The sequence below is a fragment of the Dongia sp. genome (genome assembly GCF_041918875.1).
In the GTDB taxonomy this organism is placed as follows: Bacteria; Pseudomonadota; Alphaproteobacteria; order Dongiales; family Dongiaceae; genus Dongia.
Map to the genome: position 1 here is coordinate 308,473 of NZ_JAYRUV010000002.1, position 19,077 is coordinate 327,549.

17 protein-coding genes are annotated in these 19,077 nt (G+C 61.3%); 9 read left to right on the plus strand and 8 right to left on the minus strand.

Annotation, left to right across the window (positions count from 1 at the left end; genetic code table 11):
- Positions 1-4 precede the first annotated feature (4 nt).
- The 4 genes from ACE3TY_RS03320 to ACE3TY_RS03335 all read left to right on the plus strand — a co-directional run bounded on the left by ACE3TY_RS03320 (position 5) and on the right by ACE3TY_RS03335 (position 3,742).
- Positions 5-919, plus strand: coding sequence for a branched-chain amino acid ABC transporter permease (locus ACE3TY_RS03320; protein ID WP_374650849.1), 915 nt, complete (start codon positions 5-7; stop codon positions 917-919).
- 3 nt (positions 920-922) lie between these two features.
- On the plus strand, positions 923-1,969 hold the full coding sequence (locus ACE3TY_RS03325; protein WP_374650851.1) for a branched-chain amino acid ABC transporter permease: 1,047 nt from the start codon (positions 923-925) through the stop codon (positions 1,967-1,969).
- A 66-nt stretch (positions 1,970-2,035) separates the two neighbouring features.
- A complete protein-coding gene (locus tag ACE3TY_RS03330) occupies positions 2,036-3,229 on the plus strand; it encodes an ABC transporter substrate-binding protein (protein WP_374650853.1) in 1,194 nt (397 codons plus the stop codon).
- Positions 3,230-3,403: 174 nt separating this feature from the next.
- Positions 3,404-3,742, plus strand: a complete 339-nt coding sequence (locus ACE3TY_RS03335; RefSeq protein ID WP_374650855.1) for a hypothetical protein — start codon at positions 3,404-3,406, stop codon at positions 3,740-3,742.
- Between the two features lie 376 nt (positions 3,743-4,118).
- Here the strand turns inward: ACE3TY_RS03335 and ACE3TY_RS03340 are convergent, their stop codons facing one another.
- Complete coding sequence (locus ACE3TY_RS03340) at positions 4,119-4,427, minus strand: DUF1488 family protein (protein ID WP_374650857.1); 309 nt, start codon at positions 4,425-4,427, stop codon at positions 4,119-4,121.
- A 140-nt stretch (positions 4,428-4,567) separates the two neighbouring features.
- Positions 4,568-7,117 carry a cation-translocating P-type ATPase gene (locus tag ACE3TY_RS03345; protein WP_374650859.1) on the minus strand — a complete coding sequence of 850 codons (2,550 nt, stop codon included), beginning with the start codon at positions 7,115-7,117 and terminating at the stop codon, positions 4,568-4,570.
- 100 nt (positions 7,118-7,217) lie between these two features.
- Here ACE3TY_RS03345 and ACE3TY_RS03350 point away from each other — a divergent pair, with 100 nt between their 5' ends.
- Complete coding sequence (locus tag ACE3TY_RS03350) at positions 7,218-8,378, plus strand: nitrogen regulation protein NR(II) (RefSeq protein ID WP_374650861.1); 1,161 nt, start codon at positions 7,218-7,220, stop codon at positions 8,376-8,378.
- Complete coding sequence (locus tag ACE3TY_RS03355; RefSeq protein WP_374650863.1) at positions 8,375-8,986, plus strand: response regulator transcription factor; 612 nt, start codon at positions 8,375-8,377, stop codon at positions 8,984-8,986. The genes ACE3TY_RS03350 and ACE3TY_RS03355 overlap by 4 nt, the downstream gene beginning before the upstream one ends.
- On the opposite strand, the gene ACE3TY_RS03360 is transcribed toward ACE3TY_RS03355, so the two are convergent.
- From ACE3TY_RS03360 to ACE3TY_RS03385, 6 genes are all read right to left on the minus strand, one after another.
- On the minus strand, positions 8,983-11,664 hold the full coding sequence (locus ACE3TY_RS03360) for a GNAT family N-acetyltransferase (protein WP_374650865.1): 2,682 nt from the start codon (positions 11,662-11,664) through the stop codon (positions 8,983-8,985). The two genes, ACE3TY_RS03355 and ACE3TY_RS03360, sit on opposite strands and share 4 nt — an antisense overlap.
- 135 nt (positions 11,665-11,799) lie before the next feature.
- Positions 11,800-12,639, minus strand: coding sequence for a Crp/Fnr family transcriptional regulator (locus ACE3TY_RS03365; protein ID WP_374650867.1), 840 nt, complete (start codon positions 12,637-12,639; stop codon positions 11,800-11,802).
- Positions 12,640-12,831: 192 nt separating this feature from the next.
- Complete coding sequence (locus ACE3TY_RS03370; RefSeq protein WP_374650869.1) at positions 12,832-13,290, minus strand: DUF2267 domain-containing protein; 459 nt, start codon at positions 13,288-13,290, stop codon at positions 12,832-12,834.
- A gap of 68 nt (positions 13,291-13,358) precedes the next feature.
- Positions 13,359-14,723 carry an MBL fold metallo-hydrolase RNA specificity domain-containing protein gene (locus ACE3TY_RS03375; RefSeq protein WP_374650871.1) on the minus strand — a complete coding sequence of 455 codons (1,365 nt, stop codon included), beginning with the start codon at positions 14,721-14,723 and terminating at the stop codon, positions 13,359-13,361.
- A gap of 19 nt (positions 14,724-14,742) precedes the next feature.
- The gene (locus ACE3TY_RS03380) at positions 14,743-15,432 is read right to left on the minus strand and encodes a CBS domain-containing protein (RefSeq protein WP_374650873.1); all 690 of its coding nucleotides are present in this window, start codon (positions 15,430-15,432) and stop codon (positions 14,743-14,745) included.
- 150 nt (positions 15,433-15,582) lie between these two features.
- Positions 15,583-16,359: a sulfite exporter TauE/SafE family protein gene (locus ACE3TY_RS03385; RefSeq protein WP_374650875.1), complete on the minus strand. Its 777-nt coding sequence runs from the start codon at positions 16,357-16,359 to the stop codon at positions 15,583-15,585.
- Positions 16,360-16,559: 200 nt separating this feature from the next.
- Here ACE3TY_RS03385 and ACE3TY_RS03390 point away from each other — a divergent pair, with 200 nt between their 5' ends.
- The 3 genes from ACE3TY_RS03390 to ccoN are packed head-to-tail and all read left to right on the plus strand — an operon-like array spanning position 16,560 to position 19,074.
- Positions 16,560-17,381, plus strand: coding sequence for a DUF2189 domain-containing protein (locus ACE3TY_RS03390; protein ID WP_374650877.1), 822 nt, complete (start codon positions 16,560-16,562; stop codon positions 17,379-17,381).
- A complete protein-coding gene (locus ACE3TY_RS03395; protein ID WP_374650879.1) occupies positions 17,374-17,598 on the plus strand; it encodes a hypothetical protein in 225 nt (74 codons plus the stop codon). The genes ACE3TY_RS03390 and ACE3TY_RS03395 overlap by 8 nt, the downstream gene beginning before the upstream one ends.
- 18 nt (positions 17,599-17,616) lie before the next feature.
- On the plus strand, positions 17,617-19,074 hold the full coding sequence (gene ccoN / locus ACE3TY_RS03400; RefSeq protein ID WP_374650881.1) for a cytochrome-c oxidase, cbb3-type subunit I: 1,458 nt from the start codon (positions 17,617-17,619) through the stop codon (positions 19,072-19,074).
- Positions 19,075-19,077: the final 3 nt, after the last annotated feature.

The following is a 19,077-nucleotide window of genomic DNA, read 5'->3' on the forward strand; positions in this document are numbered from 1 at the left end:
CGTCATGAGCGGAATTCTCCAGATTGTCTTCGATGCCCTGAGCCTTGGCAGCCTCTATGCTCTCGGCGCTCTCGGCATCGCTCTCATTTTCGGCGTCATGCGCCTCGTCAACTTTGCGCACGGCGATTACATCTCCTTCTGCGTGTTCGCCATGCTGGTGCCGTCGACCGATGCCATGGCGACGATGTTCCTGGGTGATCTGCCGACGATCATCCTGGTGCCGGTCATTCTCATCATCGGCGGTGGCATATCCGTATTGTCCGAGATCCTGATCTTCCGGCGCCTGCGCAATGCCAATCCGGCGACGATGATGATCGCTTCCTTTGCGTTGGGCTTCATCCTCAAGCATTTCCTCCTGATGCTCTATTCGTCGCGGCCGAAATCGATCAGCCTCTGGCCCGATCTCAGCCTGCCGGTCGAGATTCTCGGGGCGCGTCTTCCGCTCCTGCAGCTGATTGCCATAGGTATCACGCTCGCGATCCTCGCAGCTCTCTCGGCTTTTCTGAAACGTACGCGCTTCGGCCTGGAGATGCGCGCCGCTGCCGAGAACTTCACCATGGCGCGGATGCTAGGCGTGCGAGCTAACCGCGTCATCCTGATAGCTTTTGCCATCAGTGGCATGCTGGCCGCCGCCATCGGCCTGATTATGGCAACGCAGACCGGCACGGCCGACATTCAGATGGGTGTCTCGGTGATGCTGGTGGCCTTCATCGCGACGGTGATCGGCGGCCTTGGAAGCCTCCCGGGCGCGGTCGTCGCCGGCTTCCTGATTGGGGCAGCCAGCGTCCTCATGCAAGTGGTTCTGCCTTTGGAGGCGCGGCCGTTCCGCGACGCCTTTGTCTACGGAGCGGTCATTGCGTGCCTCATCTGGCGGCCGCAAGGTTTGTTTGCGTCACGATCCGCCAATCAACGAGTCTAAACGATGTCCGCAAACAAATCCGTCCTCAGCCGCACCATTTCGACGCCGGCTATCCTGCTTGTATTGCTGTTGGCGATCGCCCTGATTGCCAAGATCGCCGGTTCCGGCCCCTTCGAGCGCACGGTGACGGAGCTTTTCATCCGCGTCGTGCTGGTCGTCGGCCTCTATATCTTCATAGGCAATTCCGGCGTGATGAGCTTTGGACATGTGGGCTTCATGTGCCTCGGTGCCTATGGCACGGCCTGGCTTACCATTCCGCCGGCGATGAAGAAGTTCACGCTGACCGGCCTGCCGGACTTCGTCCTGATGCATCAGGCGCCACTTGTCGTTTCGCTGGCGCTCGCGCCGCTCCTGGCAGCGGCCTTTGCGCTGATCGTCGGGCGCGTCCTCATGCGCCTTGCCGGCATCGCCGCCTCGATCGCGACCTTCGCCATGCTGGCGGTGATCAATGTCGTCTATTCCAATTGGGAGACCGTGACCGGTGCGACCAGCTCCGTCGTGGGCATCCCGATGTATACCGGAGTGTGGCTTTCCTTTGCCGGCGCGGTCTTTGCCGTGTTCGTGGCATATGCCTATGGCATTTCACGCTTCGGCCTGGCTCTGCGTGCCGCTCGGGACGAAGCCATTGCCGCCAGGGCCTCGGGCGTCGACATCGAGCGTCAAAGATTGATTGCCTTCGTCATCAGCGCTTTCGTCATCGGCGTTGCCGGCGTGCTCTACGCCCATTTTCTCGGCGTCATCAATCCGGACGCCTTCTATCTCGGCCTTACATTCATCTCTCTATCGATGCTTGTCGTCGGCGGCATGGGTAGCCTTTCCGGTGCAGTCGTTGGCGTGGTGGCAATCTCGGCGATGATCGAGAGTCTGCGTGCGCTGGAGAAGGGGGTTTCCTTCGGCGAGGCCAGTATATCCATCCCGAATGGGGTGCAGGAGATCGCGATCGGCGTCGCCATGATCGTCATTCTGATTTTCCGGCCGAGCGGGCTGATGCGGAACAGGGAACTCCGCTGGCGCAAATGGCCGTTTGAACGAGCTTCCTGGAAGGTGTGACCGGCGGAGTCCGGCCGCATTTCAAGGATGGGTATCGGGAGTGCCAGTGTAAAAAAGGAGGAGACGATGATGAAATTCTTCAATCTGGGCTTGCTGGCGGTAGCCGGCAGCCTGGCGATAGGGTCGGGGACGGCCTTGGCCGACGACGAGATTGTCGTCGGCATGGCGACCGCGCAGTCGGGCTTCATGGAGGCTTATGACAAGCCCGCCAAGGAAGCGGCGATGATCCGTATTGATGAAATCAACAAATCGGGCGGCTTGCTTGGGAAACAGATCAAGGTCGTCGAGGCAGATACCAAGACAGATCGCGCCGAAGGAGCGAAAGCCGGCCTTGAAGTGATCGATAAGGGTGCCGATCTCGTTATCGTTTCCTGCGATTACGATTTTGGCGCCCCGGCCGCCTTGGCGGCCGAGGCCGCGGCCAAGGTTTCGTTCTTCCTATGTGCCGAATCGATCAAGGCTGGAATCCAGGGCGTCGGTCCGCATTCCTTCAGTGCCTCGGTGCTGGCGGCTGTGCAGGGGGCGACCATGGCCGAATGGTCCTACAAAAAGAAGAATGCCCGGTCCTTCTACGTCCTGCTCGACACCTGGACGGAATATAATAAAGGCATCTGCGACGGCTTCGACTGGATGGCGCCCAAGCTCGAAGGGGCGGAAGTGGTCGGCCGCGACACCTTCAAGAATGAAGATGCCTCGATCGCCTCACAGATCACGCGTATCAAGAGCCTTGCCAAGGAGCCGGATGCCATCATGCTCTGCTCGATGATGCCGGGCGTGGTGAGTGCCATCAAGCAGATCCGAGCCGCGGGCATCAATTCGATGATCCTCAACGGCTCCGGGGTTGATGGCAGCTATTGGCTGAACGCCGTGCCGGATCTCTCGAATTTCTATGTACCGGTGCAAGGGTCGATCTATGGCGACGACCCCAATGCGGCGGTCGAAGAGTTCAACAAGAAGTACGAGACCATCACTGGCGCCAGGCCTTCGAGCCAGTATGTTTATCCCGGCTATGTGCTGATCGACGTCTGGGCGAAGGCGGTCGAAAGGGCCAAGAGCACCGATGCCGATGCCGTCGTGGCTGAGCTTGAGAAGATGAAGGACGAACCGACTCTGTTCGGCCCACGCACCTTCAGCAGCGAAATCCATCATCAGAACCGCGGCCGTTACCTCATCGCCCAGACCACCGGCGGCAAGCCAGCCATTGTCGATGAATGGACGATCAGCGAGCCGGTTCCGTTGGATGCTCTGCTGAAGCAATAAGACCTGTCGAAAATCCGATTGTTCCGGGCCGCCTCGGCAATGAGGCGGCCTTTTTTTCGGGTTTTGTGCAGCCGATACGCCGGGTCAAGGTGATAGCCCCGTCGCTGTTGCGAGATGTCAGGGAACTTCAGGCGGTTGAGACCCTTGATAAGTCATGAAACGCCTGGAGGGCTCATGACAAAGCGGCGAGACGCGGGATCCTTCGAGGAAGCCATGATGAAGATTGTGCGGCTGCTCGGCGCCGGCCAGGCTGCGGAGATCGTGAACCTGTCGCCAAAGACCATCCGCGACTATTCGGATCCCGCCCGTGCTGGCAGGCCCAGATTGGCCGAGGCGGTCAAGCTCGATATGGCGTGCCTCGAGAGGACAGGTGAGGCGCCGCTATTTGACGCCTATCTGCGGAACCTCGCGGATATCACGTCTGGCTCACCTTCCGAGGGTCAATCGGGGGCCGGGCCGACTGGCGAAGGAACGGCATCTCAGGAGCAGAAGCCGTCACGTCCCCTCAATTAAGGACATTCCCCTCGATCGGTCGCAATTTAATGAATGATTATGGGGCCCGGACCCTCAGTATCCAATATCCGGGCCTTCCGACGGAGCGTCCTTGCCTCTCGCAGCGCCAGCGCAAGGCAAGCGATCTTCGTATTGGCAACGTCCAGTTCGGCACGCAGGTCGTCTCGCTCGGCCAATGTGTGCGCCAACATCTCGCGTTGCATCTCAAGGGTCTGTGCGAGTGCATCGAGAGATCGGCTGAGGCGCCGAATCTCCACGATGAATCTGTGCGTCGCGTAGTTCATAAACTTGCTCACCCTATCCTGTCAGACGAGTCTCCGCCGCTCCTGGTCGAGCTCGCGGGCACCTCGCATGCCGAACCGAGGTAAGTGGAAAGTTAAGCGCGCCCGGTCGAGGTCAGCGCTGGCGAATTCAGCCATGGATGTTCGACGTGAAACCGCTCGATATATACTTCGTTCCGAGCGCCGGCCGCATGTTCCATGCTGGCGATGTCTTCGAAAAGCCGACGGTTACGTTCGAATATCTGCAGCAACTCGGAGGCCGAGGCATCGTCGGTATCACTGCAGGCAAGGATCGCATCCTTGGTGACGCGGCAGACGACATGCTTTTCCCGGTCGAGGCCGATGAAGCGCAAACGTTCAAGATCGAAATTATATATGGGTACCTCATTCAAGAAGCGAAGCATTCGATCCTCCAATTGCCCTGCCGAAGTATGGTGAGGGAACGGCGACCGATGCAAAACCCCTTTATCCGAAAACATCATAATCACAGATTTTTCACGGAGTCCTGCGAAGTCATAGTCCAAGTCATAGTCTCTGGGGGAACTCAGACGGAGAGTCTACGGCGGAAGAAACGTTTGAGCAGCTCAAGTCCAAGCCACAAACCTAGGGCGCTCGCAAAAGCGAAGGTCATGCTCGGCAAATGCAGGGAACCGAAATGAAAGAGCTCACGCAGGGACGGGAGAAGAATGATTGCTCCGAGAATTACACCGACAAGCGCGAGGACCAGACCTAAAGCCAGATTGGGCCCCGCTATCGCCCGGCGCAACGATGGGCTGAAGGAGCGGTTGACCAGAATCAAGGCAACCAGACAGAGGATCAGCGTGGTGAAGACGAGCGCGCGTATTTCATCTTCCGCCATGCCGAGTGCCCAGGTTGCCACAAATGCACTCGCCGTAACGACAAAAGTGGCGACACCTTGGAGAGAACTCCATGTCATGAGCGCCGGAGAGAAGAGTGGGGCAACCGGATCGCGCGCCGGCCGCTTCATGACATCGTCCTCGTCCTGCTCCGCCTCGAATACCAAGGTGCAGGCCGGGTCGATTACCATTTCAAGGAACGCGATGTGGATCGGGCCGAACAATATAGGCAGTCCGAAGAGAAGCGGGAGGAGAGCCAGCCCCGCAATCGGCACATGCACGGCGATGATGAAGCCCATTGCTTTGCGCAGATTGTCATAGATCCGCCGGCCGAGGCGAATGGCGCTGACGATTGACGAAAAATCATCATCGAGCAAGACGATCGACGAGGCCTCGCGCGCCACGTCGGTGCCCCGTCCACCCATGGCTATGCCGATATGGGCCGCCTTGAGAGATGGTGCGTCATTTACACCGTCCCCGGTCATGGCGACAACATCGCCGCCTCGCTTGAATGCGTCCACCAGTCGCAGCTTCTGCTGAGGAAGGATGCGGGCAAAGACGCCGACATCGGTGATGCGTTCGGCCAAGGTCGCGTCGTCCATTGTGTCCAGTTCGGTGCCGGTGAGGACGCTTGTGGCGTTGATTCCGGCTTGCGTCGCCACGGCCCGAGCGGTTGCCGGATAGTCGCCTGTGATCATGACAACCCTGATGCCAGCCGAACGGCACTGAGCGACGGCCTTCGGCACGTCTGCGCGCAGCGGGTCGGTAAGACCGGCCAGACCGAGAAAGGTAAAGGCAAAATCACTCTGCGTTTCGGGCAATGCGCTCGCTTCGGCTTCAGCCCGAGCGACACCCAGGACCCGCATGCCGTCGCGCCCCATTTCGTCGACGGCCACCTGCAGGCTGTCGATCTCCGAGGCAGGCAGCCGGCAGAGCAGGGCGATCGCCTCTGGCGCGCCTTTGACGGCTACGAAACAGCTGCCATCTTCCCGGCGCCACACATTCGACATGGCCAGGAGATCGGGGCGGAGGCCATAGCTCCGCAGCAATTGCAGCGGTGCCGTGTCGGGTAACCGGGGGGTCAGGTCGTGAAACGCCCGTTCCATTGGATCAAAGGGCACGGCGGCGCTAGCCAGGATACCTGTGCGCGCAAGGTCAATGCAGTCTTGCGGCAAGGGGGCTGCTGCACGGCTGTCGAGGCGCCGGATCGGCGCGGAAGACGGTCGCAACTCCGCGAGAGACATCCGGTTTTCGGTCAGCGTCCCGGTCTTGTCCGTGCAAAGGATGGTGGCCGCACCCAGGGTCTCGATCGTCGCCGCGCGTCTGGTCAGGACCCTTGCGTGCGAGATGCGCCAGGCCCCCATTGCCGTGAAGACCGTGAGTACGACCGGGAATTCTTCCGGGATCAGAGACATGCCCAAGGTGATGCCCGCCAGAAAACCTTCCAGCCACGCGTCCCGATAGAAACCGTAGAGGAGGATGACCGCTATGCTGCAGAAAGCGGCGATGCCGGCAAAAATCCGCACCAGGCGTCCGGTCTGCGCCTGCAGGCGCGGTGTCTCTCCGGTTAGCGAACGCAGGCTCTCGCCGATCTTGCCGATTTCACTTTGTGCGCCGATGGCTGTGACTTCACCAAGCCCGGTGCCGCGTACCACGAGGGCGCCGGAGAAGGCGACCGCCAGATCGTCGCCGCCGGGCCGCGGGCTCATGGCGGATGCTGCACCTGTGCGCGCCTGTTTTCGGACCGGCACGGACTCGCCGGTCAGCAGAGATTCATCTGTCAGCAGGTCGCTGACATCGATCAGGCTGAGATCTGCCGGAATGCGATCGCCTTCACCCAGCACGACCAGATCGCCTTGAACGAGTTCCCGGCCCGGTATGCGCTTGCGGACGCCGTCACGGATGACCAGGGCGCGCGGACTGGATAGATCGCGAAGAGCCTCGAGTACACGCTCAGTGCGCGATTCCTGGATCAGGGTGACAAGGACTGAAAACGTGGCGAAGGCCAGAAGGATCAGCGCTTCGCCCGTACTGCCGACGATCAGGTAAATCAGGCCACCGCAAAGGAGCAGCGCCAGCATCGGTTCCTTGAGGACGTCCCTGAGAATGATCGGAACGGAACGTCCGCCACTCTGCGGCAATTCGTTAGGCCCGTCGCGCAGGTGTTTTTCCCGGGCAGCTGCGTCGGCTAATCCACGGTACTGTGCTGTCTTTTGCCCAAAAACTCGTTCGGCCATCGCGCTCCCATGCCGGTCGCAGGCCGGCTCGACATTGCGACATCTGGATTCTTCCCATAAGCCGTTCTTATATACTACTATTCGTTCAAAGAGGGCAGGGATGATGACTGAGACCGAAGGAACGATCACGCACGACATGCTACGCGAACGCGAGGCACGCTTGCGGTCGATTCTGGAAACGGCACCGGACGCAATCCTGGTCATCGACGAGCGCGGACTGATCGAATCGTTCAGCCCGGCCGCAGAAAGGCTGTTTGGTTACAAGGCCTCGGAAGTGATCGGCCGCAATGTGAGCATCCTGATGCCCTCGCCTTATCACGAACGGCATGACAGCTATATCCAGAACTATCTGGACTCCGGCGAGCGGCGCATCATCGGCATTGGTCGTATCGTCGTCGGCCAGCGCAAGGATGGCAGCGCCTTTCCGATCGAACTGTCGGTCGGCGAGGCGATGATCGGGGGGAAACGGCACTTCACCGGCTTCATCCGCGACCTGTCGGAGCGCCAGCTGACCGAAAACCGCCTACACGAGCTGCAGCTGGAACTGCTGCACGTCTCGCGCCTCAGCGATGTCGGGCAGATGGCATCGACTCTTGCCCATGAACTCAATCAGCCGCTGGCAGCGATCGTCAACTATGTGCAAGCCTCGCGCCGCATGCTGCAGACCGAAGCCGATATTTCTCCCAAGATTGCCGAAGTAATGGATAAGGCCGTCGTGCAGGCGGCGCGTGCCGGCGAAATCATCCGCCATCTGCGCAGCTTCATTCAGCGTGGCGAGGCCGAACGCCAGATCGAGGAGTTGAATAACGTAGTCGAGGAAGCGACCGCGCTGGCACTGGTTGGCGCCAAGGAAAGCAGCATCAATGTGCGCTGGGTTCTGGGCACCGAGCCGATGCCGGTGCTTATCGACAAGGTGCAGATCCAGCAGGTCGTTTTCAACATCATCCGCAACAGCGTTGAAGCGATGAGCGAACATCCGCTGCCGCGGGACCTGACGGTCACCACGGGCCTGGTCGGCGCCGACACCGCGCAGATTTCGATCAGCGATAGCGGACCGGGGCTTGCGCCCAAAGTCCTGGCACAGCTCTTCCAGCCCTTCGTAACGACGAAGGAACGCGGGATGGGATTGGGCCTGTCGATCTGCAAGACGATCATAGATTCGCATGGCGGGCGCCTGTGGGCGAGCCCGAACTCGAAGCGCGGGGCGACATTCTACATCGCCCTGCCCATTACCGACGAGACGGATGGGAAGGCTGGATGACGCTGGTCTATATTGTGGATGACGATGACGCGGTGCGGGATTCCCTAGGTATCCTGTTGGAATCGGCTGGCTTGTCGATCGAAGCCTTTCCCGGCGCCGGACCGGTGCTTGATCGCTGCAAGGCGCAGGTTCCAGACTGCGTCGTCACCGACGTGCGCATGCCCGGCATGGACGGCATGGCGCTCTTCGGGGCCCTTGGCAAGGCCGGCATCGACGTGCCAGTCGTTATCATGACTGGCCATGGCGAAGTGCCTCTGGCGGTCGCCGCGATGAAAGCGGGGGTTTCGGACTTTGTCGAAAAGCCGTTCACCGACGAAGCTATCCTCACTGCCATTTCCGGCGCCATCAAGAAGCATCAGGATCGTTTACGGTTGCGGCCGGCCAGCGCCGATCTGCAGGCGCGCCTGGACAGTCTTACCACCCGCGAACGCGAGGTGTTCGACCTGCTGGTGGCTGGAGATGCCAATAAGATCATCGCCCATGCCCTCGACATCAGCATCCGGACGGTTGAGATTCATCGCGCCCGTGTGATGGAGAAGATGAAGGCCAAGAGCTTGCCGGAACTGGTGCGAATGGCCCTGGAGCTGGGTACCTTGAAGCTGAGTTAGCTCTCCAGCTCCCTGGTGACGCGCAGCAGGCCCGGCATGTCCGGCGCGGCTTCCCGCGTGAAACCCAGCCGTTCGCAGATTCCCAGCATCGCCGCATTCTGCGCCTTGACCGTGCCGGTGATGCGGGCAAGGCCGATCGATCTGCCATAGGCGACGATACGCTCCATCATGAAGCTGCCGATACCTTGGCCGGCTACGTCGTCGCGGACGATGATGGCATATTCCGCGCCCACATGATCTGGATCGATGAGCAGTCGGGCGTCGGCGTAGATCTGCGGCGTGGCGGCCGTGGCCGGCTCAGGATCGGTGAGGACCAGGGCCATTTCACGATCGTAATCGATCTGCGTGAGGCCCGCGACCATCTGATGCGTGGGATTGGTGATGACCCTGAAGAAGCGCAGCTCGACGCTCTCCTGCGACAGGCGTTTGAAGGCGTCGAGCATGGCGGGTTCGTCTTCCGGGCGGATCGGGCGCAGCAGCTTTGCCGTGCCGTCCGGCAGCGTGATGATCTCTTCAAGTTCTTGCGGGTAGGGCTTGATAGCCAGCCGAGCCGTCGGCGGCGCATCGGTTGCCTTCACGCGGATGCGGGCATCGAGCGCGATCGCCTTTTCACTGCTGGCGAGCAGCGGGTTGATATCGAGCTCGGTTATCTCGGCGAAGTCGACGATGAGCTGGGAGACGCGGACGATTGCGAGTGCAATGCCGTCGAGATCGGCAGCCGGCCGGTCGCGATATCCCAGCAGCAGCTTGTGGATTCGGGTGCCGGCAATGAGCTCGTGCGCGAGTTTGAGATTGAGCGGCGGCAAGGCCAGGGCACGGTCGGCCGTCACTTCGACCGCCGTGCCGCCTTGGCCAAAAAGGATGACCGGACCGAATTGCGGGTCGAGGACTGCCCCAACGATCAATTCAACACCGGCGCTGCGGTCGATCATCGGCGACAAGGTAAAGCCATCGATGCGCGCTTTGGGCCGCAGTCTGGCGATCTTGGCCAGCATGGCGGTAGCTGCAGCCTCGACCGCCGCGCCACCTTCCAATCCAAGGACGACGCCGCCTACGTCGGATTTGTGCGTGATATCCGGAGAAAGCAGCTTGAGGACGAGTGGTCCGGACATCTTCTCGGCCGCAGCCTTGGCTTCGCCCGGTGTCGTCACGATATCGTCGGCCACGGCATGGATACCATAGGCACGCAGCACGGCGAGCGATTCCGGCGATGTCAGGAAGTCGCGGCCGGCGGCAAGGGCGCCATCGATCACGTGTCTTGCCGTTTCGCGATCCGGAGCGAACTGGGTCGGCAGCGATGGCGGCGTTTCCATGAGCTGCGCTTGACTGCGTCGATAGGCCACCATGTGACCGAACGCGCGCACGGCCTGTTCTGGCGTCGCATAGCTGGGAATGCCGTGTGCCGCAAATTTCTGCCGCGCCGGGCGCGACGTCTGTTCGCCGATCCAGCTTGTCAGCATTGCTTTTTTGCGCCCAGCGAGGCCGGCAATCACCGCCTCGGCGGCGGCATCGCTGGAGGTGAGCGCCGTCGGGCTGTTGAGCACGAGCAGCGCGTCGGAATGGTCGTCGCCAGCCAATATGTCGATGGCGGCGCGGTATCGCTGCGGATTGGCGTCGCCGATGATGTCGACGGGGTTTTGCCGCGACCATCCCGCCGGCAGCACCTGGTCCAGCTTGGCGGTCATGGCTTCATCGAGCGGTGCCAGTCGGCCGCCCTGCCGGATGAGGGCGTCGGCTGCCAGAATGCCGGCGCCGCCGCCATTGGTGACGATGGTCAGCCGGTCGCCGCTGGCCGGTCCCATCAGTGCCAGCGTTTCCATGGCCTCGAACAGTTCAGCAAGATCCTCGACCCGCAGCAGGCCCACGCGGCGGAACACCGCGTCGTAGACGGCATCGGCCCCAGCCAGTGCCCCGGTGTGGGAGGCGACGGCACGCGCCGTCTCGCCGTGGCGCCCGGCTTTGATGATGATGACGGGTTTCAGTCGCGCCGCGCGCCGTGCCGCGGAGACGAATTTGCGCGCATTCGTTACCGCCTCTGCATAGATGAGGATCGCGCTGGTGCGCCCGTCGCTCGCCAGATAGTCGAGCATGTCGCCGAAATCGATGTCTAGCATCTCGCCCATCGAAACGAGATGCGAAAAGCCGATCCCCCGCGCCGCGGCCCAGTCGAGTGCCGACGTCAGGATGGCGCCGGACTGCGCCAGGAACGCGATCGATCCGTTCTTGGGCGGAAGATGCGCGAAGCTGGCGTTGAGGCCGGTTTCCGGCACCAGCACACCCAGGCAGTTCGGGCCGATCATGCGCAGCAGATGGGGCTTTGCCGCCAAGAGCATCTGCTGTTTCAGCGCGGCCCCTTCCGGTCCGCCGAATCCGGCGCTGATGACGACCGCCGCGCGTGTGCCGCGTTCAGCCAGATCTGCGATCAGCTTCGGCACGGTGGGCGCCGGGGTGGCGATGACCGCCAGGTCGGGCACAAAAGTCAATCCGCCGATATCGCCGACGCATGGCCGTCCGAAAACGGAATTGTATTTCGGATTGACCATGCCGATATCGCCGCGGAAACCGTCCTGCAGCATATTGCGCGCCACGACATGCCCGAGTGCACCTTCGCGGTCGCTGGCGCCGACGATGGCGACCGAACGCGGTTGGAACAGCTTGTCGAGATTGCGGATTGTCACGAAATGGGAATCCCCTATCGGCGCGGTGAGTCAGCGGAGCAGACCATTGTGTCGCCGACATGTTGCCGGGGAATGACGCAGCCGCGCAAGTCCCCGGGCAACCCTTGGCTCCGTCTGGGGCCTAGCGGGATATCCTCAGGAAGCGATCCTCAAACTCGGTTCAGTGCGGGAGCGCTTGATGTCCTGCGTCATGTCGACGCCGGCCGCCGTTGCCAACCGTTTCAAGTCGAGGATATCGAGTTTCTGGCCACGCAAGATCACCATGCGATCCTTGCGCATGGAGGAGAGGGCACGGCAAACCGTCTCGCTGGTGAGCCCCAGCGCGTCGGCGATATGCGGCAGCATCAGCGGCAGTGTCATCGTCGTCTCGCGCAAGGCGGCATTCGTTCCCCGGGCGCGCATTACCAGTTCCAGCAGCAGATGAGCGACTCGTTCCTTCGCGGTGCGGCGACCGACGCTGGTCAGATGCTCGAAAGCACGCGCTTCGGCATCGGCCATGATCTCCAGCAGGCGGAAGCCCAGGACGGGAACGTCGCGCATCAGGTCGAACAGGCGTTCGCGCGTGAAGACGCTGAAAGTGCAGGCGGTCAAGGTTTCCAGGCTGTGGGTCATGATACCGGTGCCCGGCAGGCCGAACACGACGCCCGGCAGCGCGAAATCGAGAATTTGACGGCGTCCGTCTTCCAGAATCTGGTGCCGGAAGGCCCAGCCGTCGAGCAGCAGGTATATATTGTGACAATCGTCGCCCTGGTAGTAGAGCGATTCACCGGGCTCCAGCGTGCAGAAGGTCGGACGCGCGGCATTGACGCGGATCATGTCCTGCGGCGTAAGGCCGCGGGCGAGCAAGCTCGGCAACGGCTGCAACGCCGCATTCGTCGCGAACGATATACCTTGTGTCATCCCCTGTAGGTTGGGATGCGCAATGACTTGGGCGGCAAGTGCGGCATTTCCCGAAACGGCAACGGCGGTAGGCATCGTGTTCCCCATCTGGCGACACCCGATCTCTCGTTTCGGGCAGGGGTACAATAGGCAATAGACGCCGCTTCGGCCTAGTCAGGAAAGTTACCTAAGGGGTCCTACGTATTGCGACAGGGCGTCGCAGCGCGTCACGCCTCTTCAAGGTTCCTGCCGTTTTCTTCACTTCGCCGGTCTCCCGCCTGGCGACATCTAACCCCGCGTCATGCGGGCACTGACGGCTGGGCTCTGCCACAGCGCGCGAATGTCGGCCGGCAGAATACGCATCAGCTTGGCGACCTCGCCCTGGTCGACACGCTCCCAGATGACCGCAAAGACAGCGCGGACCGCACCTTCCAGATTGCCACGGTGGTTCTCATCCAGGCTGCAAGCGACATGCTCCAGGAAGTCCGCCACATGGCGTTCATGACTGGCGGGCGCGCTCATCTTCCAGCCTTCGAAGAACAGGCCACGGATCAGCAGCGGTAGCTGAGCGGAAAAGTGCACCGCGTTCTCCGGGCCGATCCGGTCACGCAGCGCATGCAAAACCGCCTTCAGCACATGAAAGGCTTGTACGCGGTCACGTCCATCGAGATGCCGCATCAATGCATTGAGCCACAGGTGTACATCCTCAATGCTCTTATCGAGAATGGGTAGATGATCCTTGCTCATCCCAAATCTCCTTCGACCGATAGATCATAGGGCCACCGGACCGGCTTACCTTGATTTAAATCAGCGGCTCAATCCAGCGTTGCGCGCTGCATGTGATCGGGAACCACGCATCGCCATCCCAGTTCCTCTTCGATGCGATGCCGCAGCGCGTCGGAAGCCGTCGGTTCGCCATGGGTGACGAATGTCAGCACGGGCGCCCGTCTAAAGCCCTTCAGCCATCGCATGATACCATCGGCGTCGGCATGTGCAGAGAGCATTGAGAGGTTTTCGACATGCGCTTTCACCGGAAAGTAGCTGCCATGGATCTTGATGCTCTCGGCGCCCGCCAGCATGGCGGCACCACGCGTGCCCGCGGCCTGGAACCCGGCAAACAGGATCGTGCTGTTCGGATCGACTACGTAATGCTTGATGTGATGCAGCACGCGCCCACCGGTCGCCATGCCGCTGGCCGAAATGATGATTTTGGGCATGGGGTCGGCGGTCAGGGCCTTTGACTCTGTTGGATTGCGCACAATGCGGGCAATGCTGAAGGCCGCGCGGCATTCCTCCGCGGTCAGGCGATGATCCTCGGGGTGCGCAGTAAGAAGATCGGTGGCATCTGTCGCCATCGGACTGTCGAGGAAGACCGGTACCTGGCCAAGCTTGCCTGCTTTGCGCAGGCGGTTGAGGTGGAATAGCAAGGTCTGGGCGCGGCCGACGGCGAAGGCCGGGACGACGATGGTACCGCCGCGCTCGGTCGTGTCTTTTATGATGCGCAGCAGGACCGCTTCGGGATCCAGGCTGTCATGCTTGCGGTTACCATAGGTCGACTCGACGACAAGGTAGTCGGCATGCTCGATCAAGGTCGGATCGACCATCATCGGATCGCCGAACTGGCCTAGATCGCCGGAAAAGACCAGCTTGCGGCCCTCGAAATCGACCTCGACGATGGACGCGCCGAGAATATGTCCGCCGCGACGCAGGGTAATGGCGATATCGGGGCCGATTTCACGACGTCGATCGAACGGTATCGGATCGATATGTTTCAGCGACTTGTCGGCGTCGTCCGCCGTGTAGAGCGGCAAGGCCGGACTGTGCTTCGAAAAGCGGTGCTTGTTGGCGAACTCGGCATCGCGCTCCTGCAGCATGCCGCTGTCCGGCAGAATGATGCCGCAGACCTCCTGGGTGCCGTGCGACGCGTAGACCGGTCCCTTGAAACCGTCGCGTACCAGCGCCGGCAGATAGCCGGAATGATCGAGATGCGCGTGTGTAAGGATGACCGCATCGATCGAACCGGGCGGAACGGGGAACTTCGCCCAATTGCGCAGGCGCAGCTGCTTCAGCCCCTGGAACAGGCCGCAATCGACCAGGATGCGGCGACCGCCGGAACTGAGCAGGTATTTGGAACCGGTGACTGTCCCGGCACCACCCAGAAAAGTGATCTTACGGGTCATCTTGGGCCAGGCGCCGGGCTTAACCGAAGGGCGGCCAGACGACCGGATAAGTGGTGTGGTCCTTCACACCTTCGACGCCGGGCGTATTTTCGGCCGCGACCCGCATCGCCGCGCGCTCCTCTTCCGACGTGACCTCGCCCCACAGATGGGCAATACCATGGCGCACGATCACATTGCTCGGCCGCCACGATTTGTCGGCGAATTCGGCAACAAGCTTGGCGCGAATGGCGGCATCGTCCTTCGGCGCCGCGGCCTCTGGCCGGGACGCCATGGTGGCGACCAGGGCCTGCAGCAGATTGGCTCGGCTGACCACGCCGACCAAGCGCTTTTCGCGCAGAACCGGCACGCGCTTGATGCCATGTTTCTCGAGCAGATCCGCGATATCGCGCAAGGAAGTGCTCTCGGACACCGTGACCACTTCTGTGGTCATGATATCCTTGGCCTTGCGGCCATGCGACTTCACATATTCCGCCGCCAGCTGGCTGTTGCTGACGAAGAGTTCGACCCAGGCGGCGCGCTTTTTTTCCGTGCCGCTCTCGCAGCGGCGCAGCAGATCCCCCTCGGTGATCATGCCGACAACGCTCCCGGCGGCGTCGACGACCGGCAAGGCACTGATCCGCGATTCCAGCATCAGGCGGCACAGATCCGGTATGCTGGTGTCGGGGGATGCGGTCACTACAGCCGGCGTCATGACATCGATGGCAAGCATCTCAGTTCCTCTCAAGGTGTCGATCGTCGAAACTAGGCGCTAATTCTTATTAGCGGATTGATCTGGGACAAACCACGGCAATCTCGCAACAACGCTGGCTCGCAACAACGCTGGCTCGCAACAACGCTGGCTCGCAACAATGCTGGCTCGTTAAAGCAGCGGCAAGCTGAGTGCCGTCAACAGCACGGCGTTGAAGATCATCAGAAGGCCCAGCGGCACCTTGAGCTTGCTGCGGAAACGCTGCGTGGCGAAACGGCTGCCATAGCCGATCGCCCAGGAAAGCGGAAAGGTGCCGACGGCAAAAGCCAGCATGGCGAACGCCGCCGCCAGAGGATCGCCGGTGGCGGCGGCCGCGACGATCGCACCGTAGAGAAGGCCGCAGGGCAGGAAGCCGAGCAGGATACCGAGAAGGTAGCCGTGCATTCCCGTCGGCTGGCGCATCAGAGTGCCGGCCATCGCGCGCAACGGACGCAGCAGGCTCAGGATGGGGCCCGTTGTCGCACCGGCGACGCTGCCCGAGGAGACCAGGCTGGCCGGAATTGCATCGAGCTTCGCCAAACCCTGCCACAGGAAGATCGCGGCGGCGCCCCAGAGCAGCAGCGGTGGAAGCCAGTTCGCCGACAACAGGCTGTCGCCGGCGGCGACGGGCAGGGCGGCGACGGCACCGAGCGCCATGTAAGTCGTCGTCCGGCCCAATTGATAGGGAATGAGCGCGCCGCCGGCCAAACGCCGCCAGGCTTCCCCTCTGGAGGTCACGCGCATCGCCGCTCGTTCCAGCGATTGCGCGGCCACCAGCGGACCGCACATGCCGGCGCAATGCGTCAGACTACCGACAAGGCCGGCCAGCAGCATGGCGAGGATTATCGACCCATGGCCTTCAATGACGACGACGCAATGCTCACCCAGTCCCTTGGCCAACTCCAGCATTGCCTGCGACCATCTAGTAGATTGTTATCGCGCGAATATTGACATCTAAGAATGCCGTTTGCCAACCGGCGCCTTGATCTGGATCAAAACTCGTTCCAAACAAGAGGCTAGTTTGCAATGCGGAAAGGGTTCGATTCATCCCAGTTTAACCCAATTGGGCTTTCCTGTTGGTAGCTAAGGCGAATCGACCAAGAGGGGATATGGCAAGGTCCGACACATCGCGCGATCCGGAAGGCGTCCGCTATACCTCGATCATCGGCATTGACCTGGAATTGCCAGTCAATCAGGTGACAGTGGAGCAGCCTTGGCGCTGGCTCATGCTTGGCTGGCAGGATTTCTGCCGCGCCGGTGCGGCCAGCCTTTTCTTCGGCGTCGCCATCGCCCTCGTCAGTGCCCTGCTCATCTTCGGATTCTGGCAGAGTGAACTGCGGCCATATGCATTCCCGCTCGCCGCCGGTTTCTTCTTCGTCGCTCCGCTCCTCGGCGTGGCCTTCTACGAAATCAGCCGGCGCCTCGAAAAGGGCCTGCCGCTCAATGTCGTCGATATCGCGCTTTCGTGGCGTACCCATGCCGGCCAGCTCTTTACCATGGGCCTCATCATGATGTTCCTGCACCTTGCCTGGGAACGCATCGCGATGCTGATCTATGCGGGTTTTTTCAATATCGAGCTGGCAAGCTGGGAGCATTTCGTCGGCGCCGTCCTCTTTTCGACCGCTGGTATTCCCTTCCTGCTGGTTGGCACCGCGGTCGGCGGCGTGCTGGCGATCGTCGCCTTCGCTATCGGCGTCGTCTCTTTCCCGATGCTGACGGAGCGTGATTGCGGCACGTTTCGCGCCATCACCACATCGATCTGCGCGACTTTCGTCAATTGGCGCGTCCTCATCGGCTGGGGGGCGCTTATCGTCCTGTTCACGGTCGCGGGCATCGCGACATTTTGCTTCGGGCTTATTGTGACCATGCCCCTTATAGGTCATGCCAGCTGGCACGCTTATCGAGATTTGGTGGAGACAAAAAATGAATGATAAAGCAGGTCCCGTTCAGACGGCCGATGCCGAACTTGCCGGGGGTGGATCCGGCGCGATCGCCATCGTCTTCCTCAGCATCATCGCATTGCTGGGGGTTTTTCTGTTTGCGCGCGCTGTCAGCGGGGGGTTCCAGCTGTTCGGCGGCCTCCTTGCCGTGTTCGCGGTACTGATGCTGTTCCGCGTCATTGCCCTGCTGTTCCCGTCGCAGCACTGAAATCTGAAGGAAACTCCCATGGCACTCTCTTCTGCAGACGTCATGCCATCCTATAACGAACGGGTCGTTCGGCTCTTCACCATGGCCTCGATGTTCTGGGGCGTTGTGGGCTTTCTGGTGGGCGTGGTCATCGCCTTCCAGCTGGCCTTCCCGGCCCTAAATCTGGGTCTCGAGTGGACGTCGTTCGGCCGCTTGCGCCCGCTGCATACTTCTGGGGTGGTGTTCGCCTTCGGCGGCAACGTCCTCTTCGCGACCAGCCTCTACGTCGTGCAGCGTACCTGCCGTACCGCCTTGTTCGGCGGTCCGCTGGCCGCGGAATTCCTGTTCTGGGGCTACCAGCTGTTCATCGTCCTGGCGGCCACCGGCTACGTACTCGGCATCACCGAAAGCAAGGAGTATGCCGAGCCTGAATGGTACGTCGATCTGTGGCTGACCCTGGTTTGGGTCGTCTATCTGCTGGTCTTCCTCGGCACGCTGATGAAGCGCAAGGAGCCGCATATCTACGTCGCCAACTGGTTCTACCTGGCTTTCATCGTCACCATCGCGATGCTGCATATCGGCAACAATCTCGCTGTGCCCGTCTCATTCCTGGGGACCAAGAGCTACTCCGCTTTCCCGGGCGTGCAGGACGCGATGCTGCAATGGTGGTACGGCCATAACGCGGTCGGTTTCTTCCTCACCGCGGGCTTTCTCGGCATCATGTACTATTTCGTGCCGAAGCAGGCGGGCCGTCCGGTCTATTCCTATCGCTTGTCGATCGTGCACTTCTGGTCGCTGATCTTCCTCTACATATGGGCCGGTCCGCACCATCTGCACTACACGGCGCTCCCCGACTGGACGCAGTCGCTGGGCATGATCTTCTCGGTCATGCTGTGGATGCCCAGCTGGGGCGGCATGATCAACGGCCTGATGACGCTTTCGGGTGCCTGGGACAAGCTCCGGACCGATCCGATCCTGCGCTTCCTGGTGACGTCGGTCGGCTTCTACGGCATGTCCACCTTCGAGGGCCCGGTCATGTCGATCAAGGCCGTGAACAGCTTGAGCCACTATACCGACTGGACCGTGGGTCACGTCCATTCGGGTGCCTTGGGCTGGGTCGCTTTCGTCAGCTTCGGCGCCATGTACTACCTGGTCCCGGCCCTGTGGAAGCGTCAGCGCCTCTACAGCCTGCGCCTGGTCGAATGGCACTTCTGGATCGCCACTTTCGGCATCGTCCTCTACATCGTGTCGATGTGGATCTCGGGAATCATGCAAGGCCTGATGTGGCGCGCCTACGATAGCCTCGGCTTCCTGCAATATTCCTTCGTCGAAACCGTGGCCGCGATGCACCCCTACTATGTGGTGCGTGGCTTCGGCGGCGTCCTCTTCCTGATCGGGGCGCTCATCATGACCTACAACCTGATCCGGACGATGCGCGGCGACGTGCGGCAAGAACGCGGCATCGGCAGCACCGCTGCTGTCCCGGCGCGCGCTTGAAAG

Coding starts and splice junctions, on each gene's coding strand:
- ACE3TY_RS03325 (WP_374650851.1), top strand. CDS start 923: ATGTCCGCAAACAAATCCGTCCTCAGCCGCACCATTTCGACGCCGGCT.
- ACE3TY_RS03365 (WP_374650867.1), bottom strand. CDS start 12,639: ATGCCTACCGCCGTTGCCGTTTCGGGAAATGCCGCACTTGCCGCCCAA.
- ACE3TY_RS03380 (WP_374650873.1), bottom strand. CDS start 15,432: ATGCTTGCCATCGATGTCATGACGCCGGCTGTAGTGACCGCATCCCCC.
- ACE3TY_RS03335 (WP_374650855.1), top strand. CDS start 3,404: ATGACAAAGCGGCGAGACGCGGGATCCTTCGAGGAAGCCATGATGAAG.
- ACE3TY_RS03350 (WP_374650861.1), top strand. CDS start 7,218: ATGATGACTGAGACCGAAGGAACGATCACGCACGACATGCTACGCGAA.
- ACE3TY_RS03355 (WP_374650863.1), top strand. CDS start 8,375: ATGACGCTGGTCTATATTGTGGATGACGATGACGCGGTGCGGGATTCC.
- ACE3TY_RS03395 (WP_374650879.1), top strand. CDS start 17,374: ATGAATGATAAAGCAGGTCCCGTTCAGACGGCCGATGCCGAACTTGCC.
- ccoN (WP_374650881.1), top strand. CDS start 17,617: ATGGCACTCTCTTCTGCAGACGTCATGCCATCCTATAACGAACGGGTC.
- ACE3TY_RS03370 (WP_374650869.1), bottom strand. CDS start 13,290: ATGAGCAAGGATCATCTACCCATTCTCGATAAGAGCATTGAGGATGTA.
- ACE3TY_RS03390 (WP_374650877.1), top strand. CDS start 16,560: ATGGCAAGGTCCGACACATCGCGCGATCCGGAAGGCGTCCGCTATACC.
- ACE3TY_RS03345 (WP_374650859.1), bottom strand. CDS start 7,117: ATGGCCGAACGAGTTTTTGGGCAAAAGACAGCACAGTACCGTGGATTA.
- ACE3TY_RS03320 (WP_374650849.1), top strand. CDS start 5: ATGAGCGGAATTCTCCAGATTGTCTTCGATGCCCTGAGCCTTGGCAGC.
- ACE3TY_RS03385 (WP_374650875.1), bottom strand. CDS start 16,359: ATGCTGGAGTTGGCCAAGGGACTGGGTGAGCATTGCGTCGTCGTCATT.
- ACE3TY_RS03340 (WP_374650857.1), bottom strand. CDS start 4,427: ATGCTTCGCTTCTTGAATGAGGTACCCATATATAATTTCGATCTTGAA.
- ACE3TY_RS03375 (WP_374650871.1), bottom strand. CDS start 14,723: ATGACCCGTAAGATCACTTTTCTGGGTGGTGCCGGGACAGTCACCGGT.
- ACE3TY_RS03330 (WP_374650853.1), top strand. CDS start 2,036: ATGATGAAATTCTTCAATCTGGGCTTGCTGGCGGTAGCCGGCAGCCTG.